This is a genomic window from Agrobacterium sp. CCNWLW155, assembly GCF_036888815.1.
GTDB lineage: Bacteria > Pseudomonadota > Alphaproteobacteria > Rhizobiales > Rhizobiaceae > Agrobacterium > Agrobacterium radiobacter.
This window is the reverse complement of sequence record NZ_JBAKFW010000006.1, coordinates 290,900-308,814: the sequence shown is the minus strand read 5'-3', so window position 1 is coordinate 308,814 and position 17,915 is coordinate 290,900. Positions and strand designations below refer to the sequence as shown.

Here is a 17,915-nt window from a genome sequence, read left to right as displayed (position 1 = left end):
GGTTTTAAATGTTGAAGCGGTTTCTAAAAAAATGGCAGATATGGGAGCAAGCCTTCCTCGGCGTCGACGACCTGCAAGGAGACTACCTGACCGCGCTGGAAAATCGGCTCGCCCGGCTGGAGACGGAGGTTGCCGGATTAAGCGCTCAGACCGAGCAGAAAACTCTGGCTAAAGACGCCCCGGAAAATACAGGGTGATGTTGCTTCGCCGTTGTGAGGCAACCACAAGGGTCGGCGGACCGCACATGTCAGGCGCACACCTTGAATAGCTCGCTGAGCATCCGACATAGGCTGAGAACATGGTGGGTCCGGCCAACCTTTGTCGGCAATGTCTTTCGATCTCCCCAGAGCGCTCCTACTGCCGGCGAGCAGAAGTCTTCGTGCTCTACGAGCATCTGTCACATCAATCTCACCGCACCTGCAATCCAAGGTTCGTGCCTGAATGTGCGAGTTAGAAACTCGTGTTTCCCGCATATTGAGGGAAGCGGCCAAACGGCACTTTGCCAATCCATCAGCAAATTGGATACCATATTGCCGATTCAACGATTTCAAATACACCTTTCAAACCACTGCAATTGATTAGTTGCCAAACCTGCAGAACAGGTCCACTGTAATAGCTCCGGCAGCCATTTTACGGGCGCTGCTGTTTAAGGGTTGAATACCCTGGCCCTGACAAAGGAGGACGCCATGTCTTCCATATTTCACCAACCCACGAAACATGATCTCGCAACTGTGGCTGGCTACGTCTTGTTTGCGGCAAGCCTTGCGCTGATCGTTTACATCCTCTTCGGAGCATAGTTGCGATAACCGGCTGCAACTGCCGGTCTACAACGCAGCGGAAAACGGTGTTCGAAATGATCGAAAGAACAACAGAGACCGAAATCACATTCAAGCATCAGTTCCGTCTGGAGGCCCTTACGGAACTCTTGGGAGCGGGCACATATCGCCTGGTCGTGGACGAGGAATTGATAGAAGGGTTGAGCTTCACGGCATATCGCCGGGTGGCAACCCATCTGGAGATACCCGCGATTTCCATCGCGGTGGCCCGACGCCAGTTCCTGCAGGTATCATCAGCCGAGATTGATGAGGCATTGGCGCTTGACGGCGCGAGCGAAGATGTCAGCCCGCGCGTTGTTCCGTAACGACGCCACAATCGAGCATTGCCAGTGCGTTCTGGATTGCGGCGCCGGAGGCCGTGTTGTCGAACACGCACCAGGAGCCGGCGGAAAGGCGTTTTTCAAAAGAGCGGATTTCTTCCGCGCTGTAGACCGAATAATACATCCTGGGCGCACCGTGCAGACGGACATATCTTGGCGGCTCTGAAAAATCACTTGCGGGCCAGACCGGTGCCGGATCGGCCAGAACGCGATCAACGGCATATCGTGTCAAAACCTCTTCCGCCGGGGGCGTGGCCCAGCTTGTGTGGCGCGGCTCGACTACCAGCATGCCTGGAAAAACCTCACGCATGGCTTCGAACGCGGCTGTGGCCTCATTGCCATCGAACTCAAGGGTGGATGGCAATTGGCACAATAATGGGCCTAGCTTGCCATTCAGCGCCGCGAGCTCTTCAACGAATGTCTTGAAAATTTGGCCGACGGCATGCAGCCGATGCTCGTGCGTTATCTCGCGGGGCAGTTTCACGGCGAAGCGGAACTCATCCGGCACCGAGTTTGCCCAGCGCTCGAACGTCGTCATCCGATGGTGGCGATAGAAGGTGGAATTGATCTCGACACCGTTGAAAACAGCGGCATAACGGCTGAGCCCGCTTCCCGTTTCGGGAAAAAGGTGGGCCACGGTCCTGGGGATGGACCATCCAGATGTTGCAATGACCGGCACTCTCGTCCGCCCTCTTGGATTTGAAAGAAAGGCCGGCATGTGCCGGCCTTTCTTCGTTGCGAGATCTAGCGTCTGTAGCGCAGACGCTCCTGTTCGATTTCAGCTGGTTCATAAGGATCCAGCGTGTCATCAAAGCGTGACCAGCCCTCTTTGGCATAGGCCTCACGGCGCTGATCGGGATCGACCCAGTTGGACTGGCGCAGTATGTCCTGCGCGTCCGCATAAAGGCTGTCTTCCACTCTCGCGGTTACCAGCGTGCCGCCGCGGCGAACGCCTTCCGCATAGACATGGGCATGGTCTTCCGGCACGCCGGACTCCGTTAGCGCGCCGATAAGCCCGCCGGCGGCACCGCCTGCCACGGCACCGGCCACGGCGCCCGCCGCCGTAGCGGCAAGCCAGCCCGCGGCAACCACCGGCCCGACGCCGGGAATTGCCATGATGCCAAGGCCGGTGAGCAGACCGCCCACGCCACCGACGGCGGCACCGATGCCGGCACCTGTGCCGGCGCCTTCAGCGGCGTTTGTAGACTTGCCGTGGCGTTCATCTGCATTGTTCGACACGATGCTGATATCCGAAGATGGTACACCGCGTTCTTCGAGCGCGCTGACAGCCGCGCTGGCATCGGAGTAGTCGTCGAAAAGTCCTGTAACGGTCTTCATAGGATTCTCCTGAAGAGTGAATTAGTTAGCGACAATGTTGCCCTGATAGTCGAGCGCTAGGCTTACGGGCTTGCCATCTTTCGAGGCCTTGGCCTGCCAGACACCCTTGTCATCCTTCATAAGGCCGCTGACATCGGTATATCCGGCCTCCGTGAGGCGCGTTTTCGCCTGTTCCTCGGTGAAACTGTTTGCGCCTTCGACAGGCGCTGTCGGATTCTTGGTCTTGGGCGTGGCCACGGCGGGCGTTTTCCCATCGGTTGCCGGGGCGGGGGTGGTCTGTGCGAAGGCGGCAAGCGTCGACGCGCCGACAAGCGCTGCGGCTAAGAGAAGTTTTTTCATGATTTTTTCCTCGTTGTAGCCTTTCGAGCAGGCTCCCACAGCAAACACTATGCTCGCCGCATGGTTCCGCCGCTCTGCAAATAGAATTGGATGGCGTTTGCGTTTCCGTGACGGTGAATGGCTTGCCGAGGTGGTGCGCGGGCAGGCATTGCGGCGGGATGAAAATTATTTTGCCGCCGCAGGAACGTCGCCACGGTTTAAGGGTTCTCCAAGTCCAGCACTCAAAATTTGATCGGATTCCCAGATGCCTGCGGAAAAGACATTGCATGACGTGTCGCCTGACAGGCTCGAGGACATCGGCTTTTCCGCAAACCAGACACTGAAGGCCCAGCCGAAAATGGCGTGAGCCGCCCACTCTGTTCGGGCCGCCTTTCAGGGCGGCTTTTTCATTTCCGGGCCGCGATAGGCCCCTTCCAATTCGGGAGCCACACCATGGCCAAGACCACCAACAGCAAATCTCCGCAAGACAAGACCGAGACCGTCACTATTCACGACCAGAAGCTGGAGCGCGGCGCCGGCGGCGAGCTGCACCAGACGGCCGAAACAGACGCGCCTGTGCTGACGACCGCCCAAGGCGGGCCGGTTGCCGACGACCAGAATTCTCTGCGGATCGGCGCGCGCGGGCCGCTTGTCGTGGATGATTTCCATTTCCGGGAGAAAATCTTCCACTTCGACCACGAGCGCATTCCCGAACGCGTGGTGCATGCGCGCGGTTACGGCGCGCATGGCTTCTTCGAGACCTACGAATCCTTTTCGGCCTATACTAGGGCGGATTTCCTGCAGCGAGCGGGCGAAAAGACCCCGGCTTTCGTCCGCTTCTCAACGGTTGCCGGCAACAAGGGTTCGGCCGACCTTGCGCGCGATGTGCGTGGTTTCGCCGTCAAGCTCTACACCCAGGAAGGCAACTGGGATCTCGTCGGCAACAATATTCCGGTGTTTTTCATTCAGGACGCCATCAAGTTCCCCGACCTGATCCATGCCGCCAAGCAGGAACCGGACCGGGCGTTTCCGCAGGCGCAGACCGCCCATGACACGTTCTGGGACTTCATCAGCCTGACGCCGGAAAGCATGCACATGATCATGTGGGCCATGTCGGACCGCACCATACCGCGGTCCTTCCGTTTCATGGAAGGTTTCGGCGTCCACACCTTCCGCCTGGTCAATGCCAAGGACGAATCGACCTTCGTCAAGTTCCACTGGAAGCCGAAGCTGGGGCTTCAGTCGGTCGCCTGGAACGAGGCGGTCAAGATCAACGGTGCCGATCCCGACTTCCATCGCCGCGACCTCTGGCAGGCCATCCAATCCGGCAACTTCCCGGAATGGGAATTGCAGGTGCAGCTGTTCGACCAGGACTTTGCCGACAGCTTCGACTTCGACGTGCTCGACCCGACAAAGATCATCCCCGAGGAAATACTGAAGCCGCAGCCGATCGGGCGGCTGGTGCTCGACCGCATGCCCGACAACTTCTTCGCCGAGACCGAGCAGGTCGCCTTCATGACCCAGAACGTGCCGCCGGGCATCGACTTCAGCAATGATCCGCTGTTGCAGGGCCGGAACTTCTCCTATCTCGACACCCAGCTGAAACGGCTTGGCGGGCCAAACTTCACCCACCTGCCCATCAATGCGCCGAAGTGTCCCTTCGCGCATTTCCAGCAGGATGGCCACATGGCCATGCGCAATCCTGTCGGCAGGGCGAACTACCAGCCGAACTCGTTTGGTGAAGGTCCGCGGGAATCGCCGAGCCGCGGCTATCGCCATTTCCCGGCGGAAGAACAGGGAAGTAAGGCGCGGCTTCGCCCCGAGAGCTTTGCCGATCATTACAGCCAGGCACGACAATTCTATATCAGCCAGACACCACCCGAACAGCGTCACATCGCCGCCGCCCTGACATTCGAACTGAGCAAGGTGGAAACACCTGTTATCCGCGAACGCATAGTATCGCATCTGATGAACATCGACGAGACGCTGGCAACCGCCGTTGCGCAGAAGCTGGGATTCAAGTCGATGCCGAAGCCGGCGGATGCGGCCATGCCGACCCGTCAGGATCTCGAGCCTTCACCAGCGCTCAGCATCGTGGAGCGCGGCCCCAAGCGCTTCGAAGGCCGCAAGCTCGGTATCCTCGTCACCGATGGTGTCGATGCCAAGCTTCTGAATGGCCTGATGTCGGCGATTGCCAGAGAGAAAGCCGCCTGCGAACTGATCGCGCCGAAAGTCGGCGGCGTCACGGCGTCGGATGGAAGCTGGTTTGAGGCCCATCACATGATCGATGGCGGGCCGTCCGTTCTTTTCGATGCGGTCGCAGTGCTGACCTCCGCCGAAGCGATAGACGATCTGGTCAATGAGGCGACGGCGCGGGACTTCGTGGCCGATGCCTTTCAGCACTGCAAGTTCATCGGCTATGATCAGTCGGCGCTTTCCTTGCTGGAAAAAGCCGGCATTGCCGACGCTCTTGATGAGGGCACCATTGCCCTCCCCGGGGAGGAGGGTCTCGCCGGCTTCGTATCGAACCTCGGCAAGCTGCGTGTCTGGGGTCGGGAACCTTCGGTAAAGCTCGGAAAGGCTTCACCACCAGTGAAATGAAATCACCAGCGGGCGCGGCAGCGATGCCGCGCTTGGTGGCGCAGGCACCTTCGGGAAAGGAATATCCGCAGCGACAGGTTAGCCGAGGTCGGAGGCTGTCAGGATATTCATATTGCGACGCGATTTGGCGTAGACCTTCTGTGCCGCGGCATAGATGGCCGTGCGCATCGTGTCGAAAGAAGATAGGCACTGGGCTTCCGACATGCTCATGGCGTGTCCCCGGCCCTTGGCGAGCGCCTCGGCCTCGACAAAAAACCGGATTTCGAACATGCCGTCATGGCCGAAAAAGCGAACCGCTTTGCGTACCTCGTCAAAACTGCGGGCCGTGTTGGGGAAAGCGAGCGTCATGACTTGCTCCCCGTGCGCTCTTTCCTGCGCAAGGCGTTACGCCGGTTGAGGGACAGCATGCCGTCGGTCGCCTCCGCTATGCTGAGATGGGTCAGCCTGCGGCCGCCGATACGCACAGGCACGCCGGTGAAGACATGGTATATCGTCCAGCTCTGATCCCTCTCGATCCGTCTTCCATATTGGGTCTCGAGCGTATCGGAGACGGGAGCTCCGCCTTCGTTCTCCCAGGCTTCTATCCTGAGCGCCTGGCGCCGGTGTTCGTTGCACGTTTCCATGGTGTTGCCTTTCATATGGAACTCGCACGCGGATGTCGTCCGCGTGGAGCCCGTTTCATTCTACGCCGCTATTGCCATGTTCCGCCGGACGAACGTTACGCGGAGGCATAAAGAAATGGCTGATGGTGTATGATCGCCGCTACCGGCACACGCCTGTCGCAATGGGTAAAACTTCGCGGCATCGTCAAAAATGACACCGAAACGCTTGCGCAAACATTTGCAATCGGACGAAGAAAAGAAGACAGCGCCTCTCTGACACCGCAGCGCCATGCGGCCAGCATGACGAAGCCCAATCATGCGCCCGGATTGCGCGGAAAACAAGGCGATGAGCGGCCACACGCCGTATAGGAGAGCACAACTTTTTGACGAGGTTAAATATCGTCAAAAACCAATAGTTGACACTCCGGCAGAGGCAGGATATAAGGAGCAATCGAATTTGCTTGCTTAGCTTTGCTTGTCACGCGTCTGGCACCGCGTTCTGAACGAACCTTTCCTTTCAAAATCGCTATCATCATCCGCAGCGCACGAGTGCTGTGGTTTCTCTATTGCTATGAAAGGGTTCATCATGACCACTGGCACAGTTAAATGGTTCAATTCCACCAAGGGCTTCGGCTTCATTCAGCCTGACAATGGCGGCGCTGACGCGTTCGTCCATATCTCCGCCGTTGAGCGCGCCGGCATGCGCGAACTCGTCGAAGGTCAGAAGATCGGCTTCGAGCTTGAGCGCGACAACAAGTCGGGCAAAATGTCGGCCTGCAATCTGCAGGCTGCCTAAGGGTCTGTGCTTCCCTTTGACCACGGATGTACTGGCACTGACGAAGCACGCCAACCCAATCAAGGCCAGGCAAATTGCCTGGCCTTTTGTTTTTCGCTCGCTGGCCGAGCCCTATCACCGGAACACCCATGACAGAAAAATACAGTATTTCCCGCCAGAAGGCCGAGATCGCTTTCGGCCATATCCAGGCACCGTTCTTCGCGAAGGAAAAAGCGCTTGAAGAGCTCGATTCCATTGCGCAATCCCGCGATGCAAAGACCCTGCGCCTTCGGGAAGCCCGTCTTGCGAAGGAATTGTCGGATCGTACCGCGGCAACATCCGCTCTCCTTGCCAAACGCGCCCGCGCGCGCTGATCGATATCCGCGCCGTGATCGTCCTCCGCACAAGACCTGCCTTGACAACCTGACCACCGGCCGGAACGTCGCGAGCGTAAAAGCGTTGCAGACTAAAGGACATGACGATGGCTCTTTCAGGGACAGTGCTGCATGAAGATACGCGCCGGGTTCGATATTGCCTATGAATGCGAAAATGAGACGGCGATGCTGCTGGTTCTCAACATCCATCCCGACCGGCGCGCGGATTTGCTCACCGAACAGGTCCTGACCTTCGACCGGCCGATCGAGGCCTGGGGATATCTGGACATCTTCGGCAATGCCTGCAGCCGCATATCCGCACCGCCCGGACTGACGACGATCTCCACGCGCTTCGACATATATGACGGCGGCCTGCCGGATCCCGTTCCTGAAAACGCCTTCCAGCACGATATCAAGGATTTACCGGACGATGTTCTGGTGTTCCTGCTGGGCAGCCGCTACTGCGACACCGACCGGTTGGCGGACTTTGCCTGGAAAAACTTCTCCGCTACACCACTCGGCTGGCCCCGTGTTCAGGCGATCGTCGATTTCGTCCATTCCCGTATTGTCTTCAACTACGAGAAAGCCGATCCGCTGAGGACGGCTTTCGGCGGGTTCAATGACAGGACTGGCGTCTGCCGCGATTTCGCGCATCTTGCTATCACCCTCTGCCGCTGCATGAATATCCCGGCCCGCTATTGCACCGGTTATCTCGGTGATATCGGCGTGCCGACAGACCCCAACCCGATGGATTTCAGCGCTTGGCTTGAAGTCTATCTCAGCGGCCGCTGGTATACGGTCGACGCCCGTCACAACACGCCCCGCATCGGACGCATATTGATGGCGACAGGACGTGATGCCACAGACGTCGCGCTGTCCACCGCTTTCGGGCCGGCCGTCTTGAAGCGGTTCGAGGTGATCACAGACGAACTGGTTGGATAACGACCAATACGGGGGAATCGCAACGTTTTCGCTTTGACCTCGACAGACGCGACCTGAATGACCGCGGGAGCCGACCCGTATCTCGACTTGTTCTGCCGGTGAAAGACGATGAATTCTTCGGCGGGAAGCGGTCTGGAAAAGAGCTAGCCCTGACCGAAGTCGATACTATGTTCCCGCACATAGACCGCCTGCTCTTCCTTCTCGACACCTTCCGCAACGGAAAACAGCCCAAGCTCGCGCACCATCAGGACGCTATGGCCGCTCTGTCGGTATGGTCAGGGTCGTACGACGTCAAACGGACTATTCTTCACTTTGTCGGCGGGGCGAAATATTTCTATTCAGACGGGAAAACACGAATGAGGATCAAGAATTCGAAGGTCATCATAGGAACCGGCTTTGCCGTTGCTGCCCTGCTTTGGTGGAACCTGCAAGACGATCTCGCGCACGCAGAGCGGCTTTGAAGAACAATGCCGGTCTGGACAGAAGCCAATATCGAGACCTCCGCACAGGGAGCTGAGAGCACGGCGCATCTATGGGGCCTTGGCGAAGCGTTCCAATTTGCCCAGCGTTTGCTGACCCAGCTCCACGGCACCGAAGCCCTTCGCTTGCTGGAACTCGGCCTCCGTGCTGAACACCATGCCCAGCACGACTTTCGTCGCGCCGTCCTGATCTTCGAAGGAGGCCCAGGCGTCGGCATGTTTCGACCCGTTCTCGCCCCATAGCAGCGTATAGCCGATCCTCTCTTCGGGCCGGACCTCGACATAACGATGATGGTTCGGGAAGACTGTGCCGTCAGGACCGATCATGTCAAAAAGCCATTCCCCGCCGGTTCGCAGATCAATCCTCTTCGTGCGGCAGGAAAACCCTTCGGGTCCCCACCATTGCGGCAGCGTCTTTTCGTTCATCCAGGCTTTCCAGACAATGTTTCGCGGCACCTTTATCGTTCGCTCCAGCACCATGGTCCGCCCGGCCACGTTCGCCAGATTGTTGAGACCGGCGCTGAAACCTTGTTGATAGCCATCGCGCATATCATCGGCCAGGGAGGAAAGCTGCACCGTTACAGTCAAGCGGCTACGCTCTTCCGTGGCGTGAAAATCGGCAGTCACCAGCGCTGCCGATTGCGTTACGCCGCCGGATGAGACCACCTCGTAATTCACGCTGCGGCGGGTTGGCTGCAGTTCCAGCCAGCCGCATTCACAGCACATATCCGGCTGGCCGGCAACCTTGCAGAGCGAAACCTCTCGACCGCCCAGCCTGCTGTCCGCCTCCAGAAATTCCAAGGTAACCGAGGGCGCGGGAGAGGCCCAGACCGCCCGGGCAGCAGGTGACAGCCAGACCTGCCAGAGCGCCGATAACGGAACGGCAATCTCCCGTTCGAAGCTGAGCGTCGCAAAACGCTCTTGTGGCAGATGTGGTTCAGCGCGTGCGCTCTGTTGACCGGGTTTCGTTGTCATTCCGAATCCTCCTTCATGGTCTGCATTGCAAATGCCTCCAGCCGGTCAAGCCGGCTCTCCCACACGGCCCGTTGCTCATCGAGCCATGTTCTGACCGGCTCCAGCGCTTCGGGCACGATGGCGCAGGTGCGCACCCGCCCATCCTTGGACGTGATGATCAGCCCCGCCTCCTCCAGCACGGAAAGATGCCGCATCACCGTGGGCAGACGCAGCCCCGTGGGCGCGGACAACTCCATCACCGGTGCCGGCCCGCCGCCGAGGCGCGCCAGAATCGCCCGCCGCGTTGGATCGGCCAGAGCCTGGAAGATCAATGAAAGTTCCTGATGATGCTTAGTCATGTTGCTAACTATCATGTTCCACCATGACCGAGCAAGGAAAACTTAGCACATTAACTAGGTTTCATCGGGAGGAATTGCCCTGGGATGAAATACCGATGCGTCGCCCGGCCGTTTCGTTCGGGTAACCGAGCCGTTCCCCTTCATGCGCATGGCGTTCGGCAACGGGCGGCAGATGCGACTGCTGGGCTGGAAACAAGCCATCAAAAGTTGCAAAAAAAGATTGACTCTCGCAGCTGCCTGAGTGAGCTTCGCCGGGAAAAGACGGGGAAAAATCAAATCATCATGTCACCAGAACGCTTTAATCAATGCCTGCGGGTGATCCGCTGGACGCCGATCAATATTGCGTCCGCGCTGCAATGCGAACTTTCATGGATTGAGGCGCTGGAAGCGGGCAACGAGGAGGTTCCCGCTGGCCTGGCGACATGGCTTGAGACGCTGGCGCAAGCCCATGAGGCTCTTCCGCCTCCGTCTACCTACAGAGGAAAACGGTCGACATTCTGATGCGACCGGCAGCTTTCAGCCTTCACCAACGATTGGATTATCCAAAATGAAATATGTCATAGCAGCGCTTGGCCTGATCGCCTTCTCAAGCCCCGTCCTCGCCGCATCCTGCGAGAAGAACTTCACTGTCTCAGGTGTACCGATGGTGACGGCTGTCTCTTACAAGTCCTGGCAGGAACTGCCCAAGGCGAAAGCGCCCGCCGTGCTTCAAAAGCTCGCGCAGGCCGTGGCGGCGGAAGGTTTTTCAGGCATCCAGATCAACAAGGCGCTGTCTTCCATCGATGCGCACCAGGAGACCAGCGGCAGCGGCAGAATTCAGACACTGCGGGTCGTGGCCCGGCAGAAAGGCGCTGCGGTACGGATTGATGCTGTCTTCAACATTCAGGCAGGACAGATCGCGGACAAGAACGTTATTCGCGAGGGCATCTGCAATATCATCAATGGTGCGTGACGCACGATGAACAAACTGCCCCTTCGCAGTCTCGATGCCGGCGCACGCTGGCATCGAGAAGCAGGCGGCTGTACGGGTGCGGAGCATCTGTGGCGGAGCGACCGTGCCGGCTGGCGCGGCGCAGGCATATGCGGATTCATGCCGTTGATGGCGATGCTTGTGGTATAGCGGGCAACCCCGGAATCTGCGATGGGTGCAGACAGGGATAGTGTCCGCAGCCGGAAGCAGACTGCGAATCGACGGGGAAAACATGCCGATCTATGAACTGGCTGCAGTGGGCGCCGCGACGTGCTGGGCGATAACCGGGCTTCTTGCCGCGGGCCCGGCGGGGCGGCTCGGAGCGCTCGCCTTCAACAGGACGCGGCAGCTTTTTGTCGCCGCTCTGCTCGGGGTCTATGTGTTCGCGTCAGGCTCCTGGCGGGAGCTTCAGCCAGAGGCGCTGTCGTCACTTCTTCTTTCCGGCTTCATCGGCATTTTTGTTGGCGACACGCTTCTCTTCACCTGCCTCAACCGGCTGGGGCCGCGCCGTTCGGGAATCCTGTTTGCGCTGAATGCCCCGATCGCCGCACTGCTGGCATGGGCGGTGCTTGGCGAGCAGCTTCCCGCGAGCGCCATTACCGGCATAGGCCTGACACTCAGCGGCGTGCTGCTGGCAATCCTCTTCGGCAAGCGCAAGGCGCAGCTGCATGAGTGGGAGAGCGTGAAGGGGTCGCTCTGGCTCGGCGTGCTCTTCGGCCTTCTGGCCGCGCTCAGCCAGGCGGTCGGCTCGCTCATCGCAAGGCCCGTGATGGCGACCGGGATCGATCCTCTTGCCGCTTCGATGCTGCGTGTCGGGGTGGCCGCCCTTTGCCTGACGGCGCTAACCATGCTGCCGATCGAGGCTGTCAGGCCCAGAGGCCCGATGACCAGAAGCCTGTTTCTCCAGACGGCGTTCACGGGCATCATCGCCCTGGCTTTCGGCATGACGCTGCTTCTCTTTGCCCTTTCCGGCGGCAAGGTCGGCATTGTCTCGACACTGTCGGCAACGACGCCGGTGATTATCCTGCCATTGCTGTGGCTGAGAACACGGGAAGTGCCGGCACCCGGCGCATGGGCCGGCGCCGGACTTGTCGTGGCGGGTATGGCGCTCATGTTCTGGAGATAACTTCAACCCGATGGAGAAGGGGGGGCGGAAACGCCTCATCCGCGTCGAGACTTTTCACACCAGGATTCACACAGCGCTGCCCCCTTGCTAAGCAACTTTTGCGTGCTTAAAAGGCGGCTAATATCAGTTCGTTAGAGAGGACCAACTTCGTGGAACAGGAAAACATCCAGACCGGCAAGGGTCGGCGCCGGGCGCTTTGGGCGGCGGTTGCAATTATTGCCGTTGCTGCCGCAGGCGTCATCGGCGGCAAGACCTTCTACGAAGCAAAGGTCAAGGAACTCGTTGCCCGTAGCGGCGCGACCGCCACTTCCATCGAGGTCGATTTTCTCGGGAAAATTCATGTTCGCGATCTGACGCTGCCGCTTGAAGACGGCAAGAATATCAAGATCGCGGCTATCGACGGACGTCCGAAACTTCCGTTTCTGGACGGCGCGCTTGACATGACGACCATCGATATCGATGTGCCCACCGGAAAGATTTCGATGGCGCAGGCCCGCGTCGAGAATGCCGCTTTCGAAAAGCCGGGACAGCCGGAAGAAAACGGTAACTCCCTGCCCCGGCGCATCGAGCGCTTCGCAGCCGCGCGCATTTCCACGCCCGAGGTGACGTTTACCCAGTCCGTCGCGACCACCGAGCAGAAGACCGTTTACAATAACCTGGCTCTCTCCGAGATTGCCGGCGGTCGCATCGCCAGCTATTCGATCGACAGTGGCGGCTACGACATCAAGATGCAGCTTCCCGACAGCGATGGCGCGATGAAGGACAAGCATATGGTCGTCTCGACCGGCGCAATCGCCGGCCAGGTCATCGATATCGCTTATCTCGCCCGGCTCTATACGGAAAAGGCAGGCCCCGAAGACAAGGAGGCAAAACCTCTCTACGGGCCGCTCTCCGTCAAGACGGTTTCATTCTCTGACGGAGATGGTCATTTCAGCTACGATGAAATCCGCAGCGACGGCTTTACCGCCCGTATGCCATCAGAGCCGCTGCTGGATACCCTGAAAGCGCTAACGGCGACCCAAAATCCCGACGAGCTTTCTCCGCAGGCGCGCCAGGCGCTTTTCGCAAAGGCCATTTCCATTCTCGACATGATCGGCAAAAGCAACATGCAGCTAATCGGCATGAAGGTCGATGCGCCGGATGAAAAAGCAGGGGCTGCTGGCAAAAGGGTCAAGGTTGCCATCGACCGCATCGACATGCAGATGGACAGCCGCAAGCTCGACTTCGGCTTGAATGGCATGTCGATCGGAGACGGCGACGGCAAGATCGAAGTCGCGGAAGCAAGCCTCAATGGCTTTGACTGGAGTTCGACGATCAAGGGAATTTCCGAGATCATCGCGCTCGACGAGACGCAGATCGAGACCTTTCAGTTTAACCGCCTCATACCGGAACTTGGCCGGGTGCGCGTCGGCGGCATCAACGTCGATATAGCCGCGCCGGAAAAGCCGGAGGAAGAAACGACGGGAACGCCTGAGCGTATCAAGTTCTCACTCAAGAATTTCGAGATGGGGCTGACCAAGCCCTTCAACGGCATCCCCACCGATATCGAGATCAGGCAGGACGAGCTCACGCTTCCGATCCCCGCCGACTCGGAGGAGGAAGTTTTCGTCGAAGCCCGCAAACTGGGTCTTGAAACGCTCGCCTTCTCTTATGGCCTTGCGGCCGGCTGGGACGAACCGAACAGCAATCTGGTGATCCGCGACATCTCGCTCAGCAGCAAGGATTTCGGCAGCGTCAATTTTGCCGGTCTGGTAAGCGGCTTTACCGAAGAGTTCTTCTCTTTTGACGTCAATCGCGCGCAGGCGGCGCTCTTCGGGCTCGCCGGCCGCGAGGTGAAACTCACGATCAAGGACGAAGGTTTGATGGCCAAGGCGATCAAGCTTTATGCCCTGCAGAACGATATGACAGAAGATCAGGTGCGCGCCACTTTGACACTGGTGGCGGGCATGATGCTGCCGCAGGTGGCAGCTGAACAGCCGAAGCTGCAAAACGCGGTGGAAGCGCTCGTCCAGTTCATCAGCAAACCCGGGACCCTGACGGTAACGGTCAAATCCACGGGCGCAAATGGCCTCGGTATTTTTGACCTGGTTGCCGCTTCCGACAATCCGATGGGGCTTCTCGACAAGGTCGACATTCAGGCGACGGCCGAATAAACCGGCCACTCCTCCGGCAGTCTCAAGCTTGGTTTTCCGAGCTTGAGACTGCCGGAACTGATATTCTCATGAGATAATGACCTGAATGTCCGAGAAGCCCGCCCTCTCGCAGGCAGGGCGTGAGGAGCATCAACATGAAAACCGAGCAACTCACTTTCGGCCCCGGCGGGCAGGTTCCCAACAATCAGACCTTTGCCGTCGTCATTTATCGAAATGTCGGCGCAGACTTTCATTCCGCGGATTTCGAAGCGATATTTTCCCGCAACGGATGGAGCGGCATCTGGCGCAATGGCGTGTTTGACTACCATCATTACCACAGCGGCGCACATGAGGTTCTGGGCGTGGGGCGTGGGGAGGCGACATTGCAGATCGGCGGGCCGGAGGGGCAAATCATTGATGTCACCCAGGGTGACTGCCTGATACTGCCCGCCGGAACCGGCCATATGAAGCTGAGATCTTCTGCGGATTTTCAAGTGGTAGGCGCTTATCCGCCCGGTCAAAAGGCCGATATTCAGACATCTGCACCAAGCGCGGAAATGCTTGAGCGGATAAGGTCCCTGCCGAAACCTGGGACAGACCCAGTGCATGGAGCCTCAGGCGGCCTGATGGAAATATGGCGCTGAAGGCCAGCCCGCCGATCTACCCCTATACCCGGCGGGCATGCGCTTTCAGCCCAGGATTTTGCGCAAGGGCGGCGTGCCGTAGCTAATGCAGCCACTCGCAACTATAAGCGAGGACCGGCTCGGCAAAGCCCTTCAGCCTGTAACGATCGCCATGCACGAGCACATCAGCGCCGCCATACTCCTGGAAGGTCTTGTCCGATATCAGGATCTGATCGCTCTCAGCAGCAGCGCAAAGCCTTGCGGCCAATTGCACGGTCGCGCCGAAGAAGTCATTGCTGTCTTCCACCGGCTCCCCACAATCCAGCCCGATGCGGATGTGAATGGGCTCCCCTTTGTCGCTGTTGTAACGATGGAACTCGCGCTGGATATCAATGGCGCAGTCCACGGCAAACGGCGCGGAGGAGAATACGGCCATTATGCCATCACCGGTATGCTTGACCTCCCGTCCCGATCGTCGCCCCAGACAACCACGAACGAGGGCATCATGCGCACGGATGAGTTCCGCCGCCATGCGATCACCGAGACGGGCCGTCATCTCGGTTGAACCGACAATATCAGTGAAAAGGATCGCGCGGTGGCCGGCGTCCATATCTTTCGAGACAGTCCCAACAGCCACCGGATCCTGTATGCGCCCGAGAAACGCTTCCACCGCCGACAGCGCGACTTCCACCACTTCACTGGCGACAAACCCGTGCGCTTCGCGATGCACGCACTGCGCGGTTGCGGCGTCCGGGGCATCGATAAGGCAAAAGGCCGTACCACGCCTTTCATCGAACCAGTAGGTCAAGAACCTGACGCCATACTGATCCTGAATGTTGAGATCTTTAAGGTGTGCCGCAGCAATATCCGCGGCGGAAACGCCGGCAAGCTCGTGCCGGTCCATGAAGATAGGCATTGTTTCCTCCCAAGAGTATTTCGTTGCCTCCTCTGCCAGCCATTTTATGACGTCACCGCATGGTCGTCTATCGTTCTTACGGGTGACACCGGACAAGACGGGAACACCGGAAAGGGCGATATTCATTCTCGTTAGAATTTCGGGGCTACTGACGGCCTCTTACCGGCGCTTGACCATACGCCGAAGCAGGGAGCCGGATCGAGCCTTGCGGGGAATGAGGAGGATGTCGCTGACCAGCTTTGCGCCGCCTTCCCGACGTTCCAGCGTTATCTTTCGGCTATGGAAGGCCTCGAGCTCGGCACGATGCGCCACGCTGATGATCGTGGCGTCTGGCAATTCGTCAATCACCGTCTGCATCATCCTGTCCTGGCTTTTTTCGTCGAGAGCTGCGGTCGCTTCGTCCATGACGATGATGTCAGGATTATTCAGCAACAGGCGGGCAAAGGTCAGCCGCTGTTTTTCGCCGCCTGACAGCGTCTGGTCCCACGGCGCTTCCTCTTCCACCTTGTCCTTGAGATGGCCAAGACCGACCTTGTCGAGAGCCTCCCCTATTTCTTCGAAAGTCCAGCTCTCGGCCGCCTGCGGATAGCAGACCGCCCGGCGAAGGGTGCCGGAGGGAATATATGGCCGCTGCGGCAACATGAAAAGCCGGCTGCCGGCGCGAAAACTGACGCTGCCCCTGCCCCATGGCCACAGGCCCGCAATTGCCCGAACAAGCGTGCTTTTGCCGGATCCGGATACGCCTGCGACGAGCACTCTTTCTCCGCGCCCGATTTCGACATCGGTCTCCTTGACGACGGCCGTACCGTCGCCGAACGACACCGAAACATCCTTGAGGCTGAGCATGGTCTCGCCTTCCGTTTCACCACGGACGATCCGGCCAAGCTTTTCGCTCTGTTCGGCCCGCTCTAGCCCGTCAAGCGACATCATCAGGGAGGCAACGCGGCGTGCGCAGGCATTCCAATCCGCCAGCCGGGGATAGTTGTCGACCAGCCAGCCGAAGGCGGATTGAACGATGGTAAAAGCGGATGCCGCCTGCATGACCTGACCGAGGGACATGCTGCCGTCGAGAAATTTGGGCGCGCAGAGAAGAAGCGGAACAACCGGCGCAATCAACATCGATCCATGCGACACGACAGTTGTGCGCATATATTGCTGCGCCATCTGCTTCCACTGCTGCCGGACATTGCGGAATCTGTTGTCGAGGTCGCTTCGCTCCTCCTCTTCGCCGCCAAGCAGGGCGATGCTTTCCCCGTTTTCCCGGACGCGGGTCAGCGTGTAGCGGAATTCCGCCTCCAGCTGGTTCTTGACCTCGGAGACCCTGACGAAGTTCCGGCCGATCAACGCGATTGAACTCGATGTGATGAGCGCATAGATCACCGCCGCAATCACGAGAAAGCCGGGTATCGTCATCGATGCCCCGCCGATCGGCAGCGTCAGGGCGCCGCCGATCGTCCACAGGACGACGATAAAGGTAGACGCCGACACGAAGGCGGCAATGACGCCCGCCACGAAATCCACGGGTGCTTCGGTGGCGATACGCATATCCTCCGACAGCCTCGCCTCCGGATTCTGATGGTCACCATCGATCAGGTTGAGCTGGTAATAGCGGCCATGTGCAATCCATCGGGAGACCAGCACCTTGGTCAACCAGGAGCGCCAGCGCCGCTGGATACGCATTCTGACGTAGACCTGTGAGGTCACGATCATAACGCTTCCGAGAACCAGCGGCGGGAATATCGAAGCGAGAAAATAAACCGTGGATGCATCCCGTTTTTCAATCGCGTCGAAAATCCCGCGATTCCAGACGTTGATGCCATATTGGAAACCGACATTTATGCCGATCATCGCCAGGAGCCCGATGGAGAACGGCCATGCCAACGCATCGCCACGGCGGCTCCAGAACCCTCGCGCGCTGATCCAGAAGCGTTTCAGAAGATATTTCTTGCGGGCCTCTGCGGCCTCTTCCGGTGTCAAACCCGAAGCAGGTTCCATTTCCTCCGGCGGTAGGGGATCATCGTTAGCATGAACATTCTCTGCACCATTCTGGCCGGTGCCATCGACTGGTTTCGGTTTTGCGTCAGCATCGGTCATGGATGCTTAAACGGATGGCGGTTTGAAAGGTTGCCGGTCCAGAATGATTTGCCTTTGACCCAGGCGGCCGCGCTCGCGACCTCTGGTTTTTCCCACTTCAGCAGATAACCAAATCCCGGTCCGGGCAGAGCGCCGGCAATGACCCGCTCCATCAGA

General features: G+C 58.8%; 23 protein-coding genes. 13 read left to right on the top strand and 10 right to left on the bottom strand.

Going from position 1 to position 17,915, the window contains the following annotated elements:
* Positions 1-8: 8 nt before the first annotated feature.
* Both V6S97_RS19585 and V6S97_RS19580 read left to right on the top strand, forming a co-directional pair.
* Positions 9-197 (top strand): hypothetical protein, encoded by a 189-nt coding sequence (locus V6S97_RS19585; protein WP_112589822.1) that lies wholly within the window; start codon positions 9-11, stop codon positions 195-197.
* Positions 198-853: 656 nt separating this feature from the next.
* The gene (locus tag V6S97_RS19580; protein WP_334427650.1) at positions 854-1,141 is read left to right on the top strand and encodes a hypothetical protein; all 288 of its coding nucleotides are present in this window, start codon (positions 854-856) and stop codon (positions 1,139-1,141) included.
* Here V6S97_RS19580 and V6S97_RS19575 read toward each other — a convergent pair.
* The 3 genes from V6S97_RS19575 to V6S97_RS19565 all read right to left on the bottom strand — a co-directional run bounded on the left by V6S97_RS19575 (position 1,119) and on the right by V6S97_RS19565 (position 2,833).
* Positions 1,119-1,835 carry a DUF72 domain-containing protein gene (locus V6S97_RS19575; protein ID WP_112589819.1) on the bottom strand — a complete coding sequence of 239 codons (717 nt, stop codon included), beginning with the start codon at positions 1,833-1,835 and terminating at the stop codon, positions 1,119-1,121. The two genes, V6S97_RS19580 and V6S97_RS19575, sit on opposite strands and share 23 nt — an antisense overlap.
* A gap of 65 nt (positions 1,836-1,900) precedes the next feature.
* The gene (locus V6S97_RS19570; protein WP_112589816.1) at positions 1,901-2,494 is read right to left on the bottom strand and encodes a general stress protein; all 594 of its coding nucleotides are present in this window, start codon (positions 2,492-2,494) and stop codon (positions 1,901-1,903) included.
* A 21-nt stretch (positions 2,495-2,515) separates the two neighbouring features.
* Positions 2,516-2,833 (bottom strand): PepSY domain-containing protein, encoded by a 318-nt coding sequence (locus tag V6S97_RS19565; protein ID WP_080864399.1) that lies wholly within the window; start codon positions 2,831-2,833, stop codon positions 2,516-2,518.
* A gap of 432 nt (positions 2,834-3,265) precedes the next feature.
* Between V6S97_RS19565 and catE the strand changes: the two genes are divergently transcribed.
* On the top strand, positions 3,266-5,413 hold the full coding sequence (catE, locus tag V6S97_RS19560) for a catalase C (protein ID WP_113007643.1): 2,148 nt from the start codon (positions 3,266-3,268) through the stop codon (positions 5,411-5,413).
* Between the two features lie 78 nt (positions 5,414-5,491).
* On the opposite strand, the gene V6S97_RS19555 is transcribed toward catE, so the two are convergent.
* Positions 5,492-5,761, bottom strand: a complete 270-nt coding sequence (locus V6S97_RS19555; protein ID WP_060725692.1) for a DUF1488 domain-containing protein — start codon at positions 5,759-5,761, stop codon at positions 5,492-5,494.
* The gene (locus V6S97_RS19550; RefSeq protein WP_334427649.1) at positions 5,758-6,051 is read right to left on the bottom strand and encodes a hypothetical protein; all 294 of its coding nucleotides are present in this window, start codon (positions 6,049-6,051) and stop codon (positions 5,758-5,760) included. Before V6S97_RS19550 ends, V6S97_RS19555 begins: the two co-directional genes overlap by 4 nt.
* A 114-nt stretch (positions 6,052-6,165) precedes the next feature.
* Between V6S97_RS19550 and V6S97_RS19545 the strand changes: the two genes are divergently transcribed.
* From V6S97_RS19545 to V6S97_RS19525, 5 genes are all read left to right on the top strand, one after another.
* Positions 6,166-6,384 carry a hypothetical protein gene (locus tag V6S97_RS19545; RefSeq protein WP_003504089.1) on the top strand — a complete coding sequence of 73 codons (219 nt, stop codon included), beginning with the start codon at positions 6,166-6,168 and terminating at the stop codon, positions 6,382-6,384.
* 217 nt (positions 6,385-6,601) lie between these two features.
* Complete coding sequence (locus V6S97_RS19540) at positions 6,602-6,811, top strand: cold-shock protein (RefSeq protein ID WP_003504088.1); 210 nt, start codon at positions 6,602-6,604, stop codon at positions 6,809-6,811.
* Between the two features lie 128 nt (positions 6,812-6,939).
* Entirely contained in the window at positions 6,940-7,164 is a 225-nt protein-coding gene (locus V6S97_RS19535) for a hypothetical protein (RefSeq protein ID WP_003504087.1), read from the top strand.
* 132 nt (positions 7,165-7,296) lie between these two features.
* Positions 7,297-8,106 carry a transglutaminase-like domain-containing protein gene (locus V6S97_RS19530; RefSeq protein WP_112589813.1) on the top strand — a complete coding sequence of 270 codons (810 nt, stop codon included), beginning with the start codon at positions 7,297-7,299 and terminating at the stop codon, positions 8,104-8,106.
* A 98-nt stretch (positions 8,107-8,204) separates the two neighbouring features.
* Positions 8,205-8,567, top strand: coding sequence for a hypothetical protein (locus V6S97_RS19525; RefSeq protein ID WP_236760258.1), 363 nt, complete (start codon positions 8,205-8,207; stop codon positions 8,565-8,567).
* Between the two features lie 69 nt (positions 8,568-8,636).
* On the opposite strand, the gene V6S97_RS19520 is transcribed toward V6S97_RS19525, so the two are convergent.
* Entirely contained in the window at positions 8,637-9,560 is a 924-nt protein-coding gene (locus tag V6S97_RS19520) for an SRPBCC family protein (RefSeq protein ID WP_112589810.1), read from the bottom strand.
* The gene (locus tag V6S97_RS19515; RefSeq protein WP_060727184.1) at positions 9,557-9,898 is read right to left on the bottom strand and encodes an ArsR/SmtB family transcription factor; all 342 of its coding nucleotides are present in this window, start codon (positions 9,896-9,898) and stop codon (positions 9,557-9,559) included. Before V6S97_RS19515 ends, V6S97_RS19520 begins: the two co-directional genes overlap by 4 nt.
* Before the next feature lie 282 nt (positions 9,899-10,180).
* Between V6S97_RS19515 and V6S97_RS19510 the strand changes: the two genes are divergently transcribed.
* From V6S97_RS19510 to V6S97_RS19490, 5 genes are all read left to right on the top strand, one after another.
* The gene (locus tag V6S97_RS19510) at positions 10,181-10,399 is read left to right on the top strand and encodes a hypothetical protein (RefSeq protein ID WP_003505772.1); all 219 of its coding nucleotides are present in this window, start codon (positions 10,181-10,183) and stop codon (positions 10,397-10,399) included.
* A 46-nt stretch (positions 10,400-10,445) separates the two neighbouring features.
* The gene (locus V6S97_RS19505; RefSeq protein ID WP_020009925.1) at positions 10,446-10,850 is read left to right on the top strand and encodes a hypothetical protein; all 405 of its coding nucleotides are present in this window, start codon (positions 10,446-10,448) and stop codon (positions 10,848-10,850) included.
* Between the two features lie 250 nt (positions 10,851-11,100).
* On the top strand, positions 11,101-11,994 hold the full coding sequence (locus V6S97_RS19500; RefSeq protein ID WP_111796912.1) for a DMT family transporter: 894 nt from the start codon (positions 11,101-11,103) through the stop codon (positions 11,992-11,994).
* A 149-nt stretch (positions 11,995-12,143) separates the two neighbouring features.
* A complete protein-coding gene (locus tag V6S97_RS19495) occupies positions 12,144-14,147 on the top strand; it encodes a hypothetical protein (RefSeq protein WP_334427648.1) in 2,004 nt (667 codons plus the stop codon).
* A 134-nt stretch (positions 14,148-14,281) separates the two neighbouring features.
* A complete protein-coding gene (locus V6S97_RS19490) occupies positions 14,282-14,770 on the top strand; it encodes a cupin (RefSeq protein WP_111796914.1) in 489 nt (162 codons plus the stop codon).
* Between the two features lie 82 nt (positions 14,771-14,852).
* On the opposite strand, the gene V6S97_RS19485 is transcribed toward V6S97_RS19490, so the two are convergent.
* From V6S97_RS19485 to V6S97_RS19475, 3 genes are all read right to left on the bottom strand, one after another.
* Positions 14,853-15,665, bottom strand: a complete 813-nt coding sequence (locus V6S97_RS19485; protein ID WP_334427647.1) for a nickel-binding protein — start codon at positions 15,663-15,665, stop codon at positions 14,853-14,855.
* Positions 15,666-15,824: 159 nt separating this feature from the next.
* On the bottom strand, positions 15,825-17,759 hold the full coding sequence (locus tag V6S97_RS19480) for an ABC transporter ATP-binding protein/permease (RefSeq protein ID WP_129566095.1): 1,935 nt from the start codon (positions 17,757-17,759) through the stop codon (positions 15,825-15,827).
* Positions 17,756-17,911 (bottom strand): hypothetical protein, encoded by a 156-nt coding sequence (locus tag V6S97_RS19475; RefSeq protein ID WP_165001475.1) that lies wholly within the window; start codon positions 17,909-17,911, stop codon positions 17,756-17,758. The genes V6S97_RS19480 and V6S97_RS19475 overlap by 4 nt, the downstream gene beginning before the upstream one ends.
* Positions 17,912-17,915: the final 4 nt, after the last annotated feature.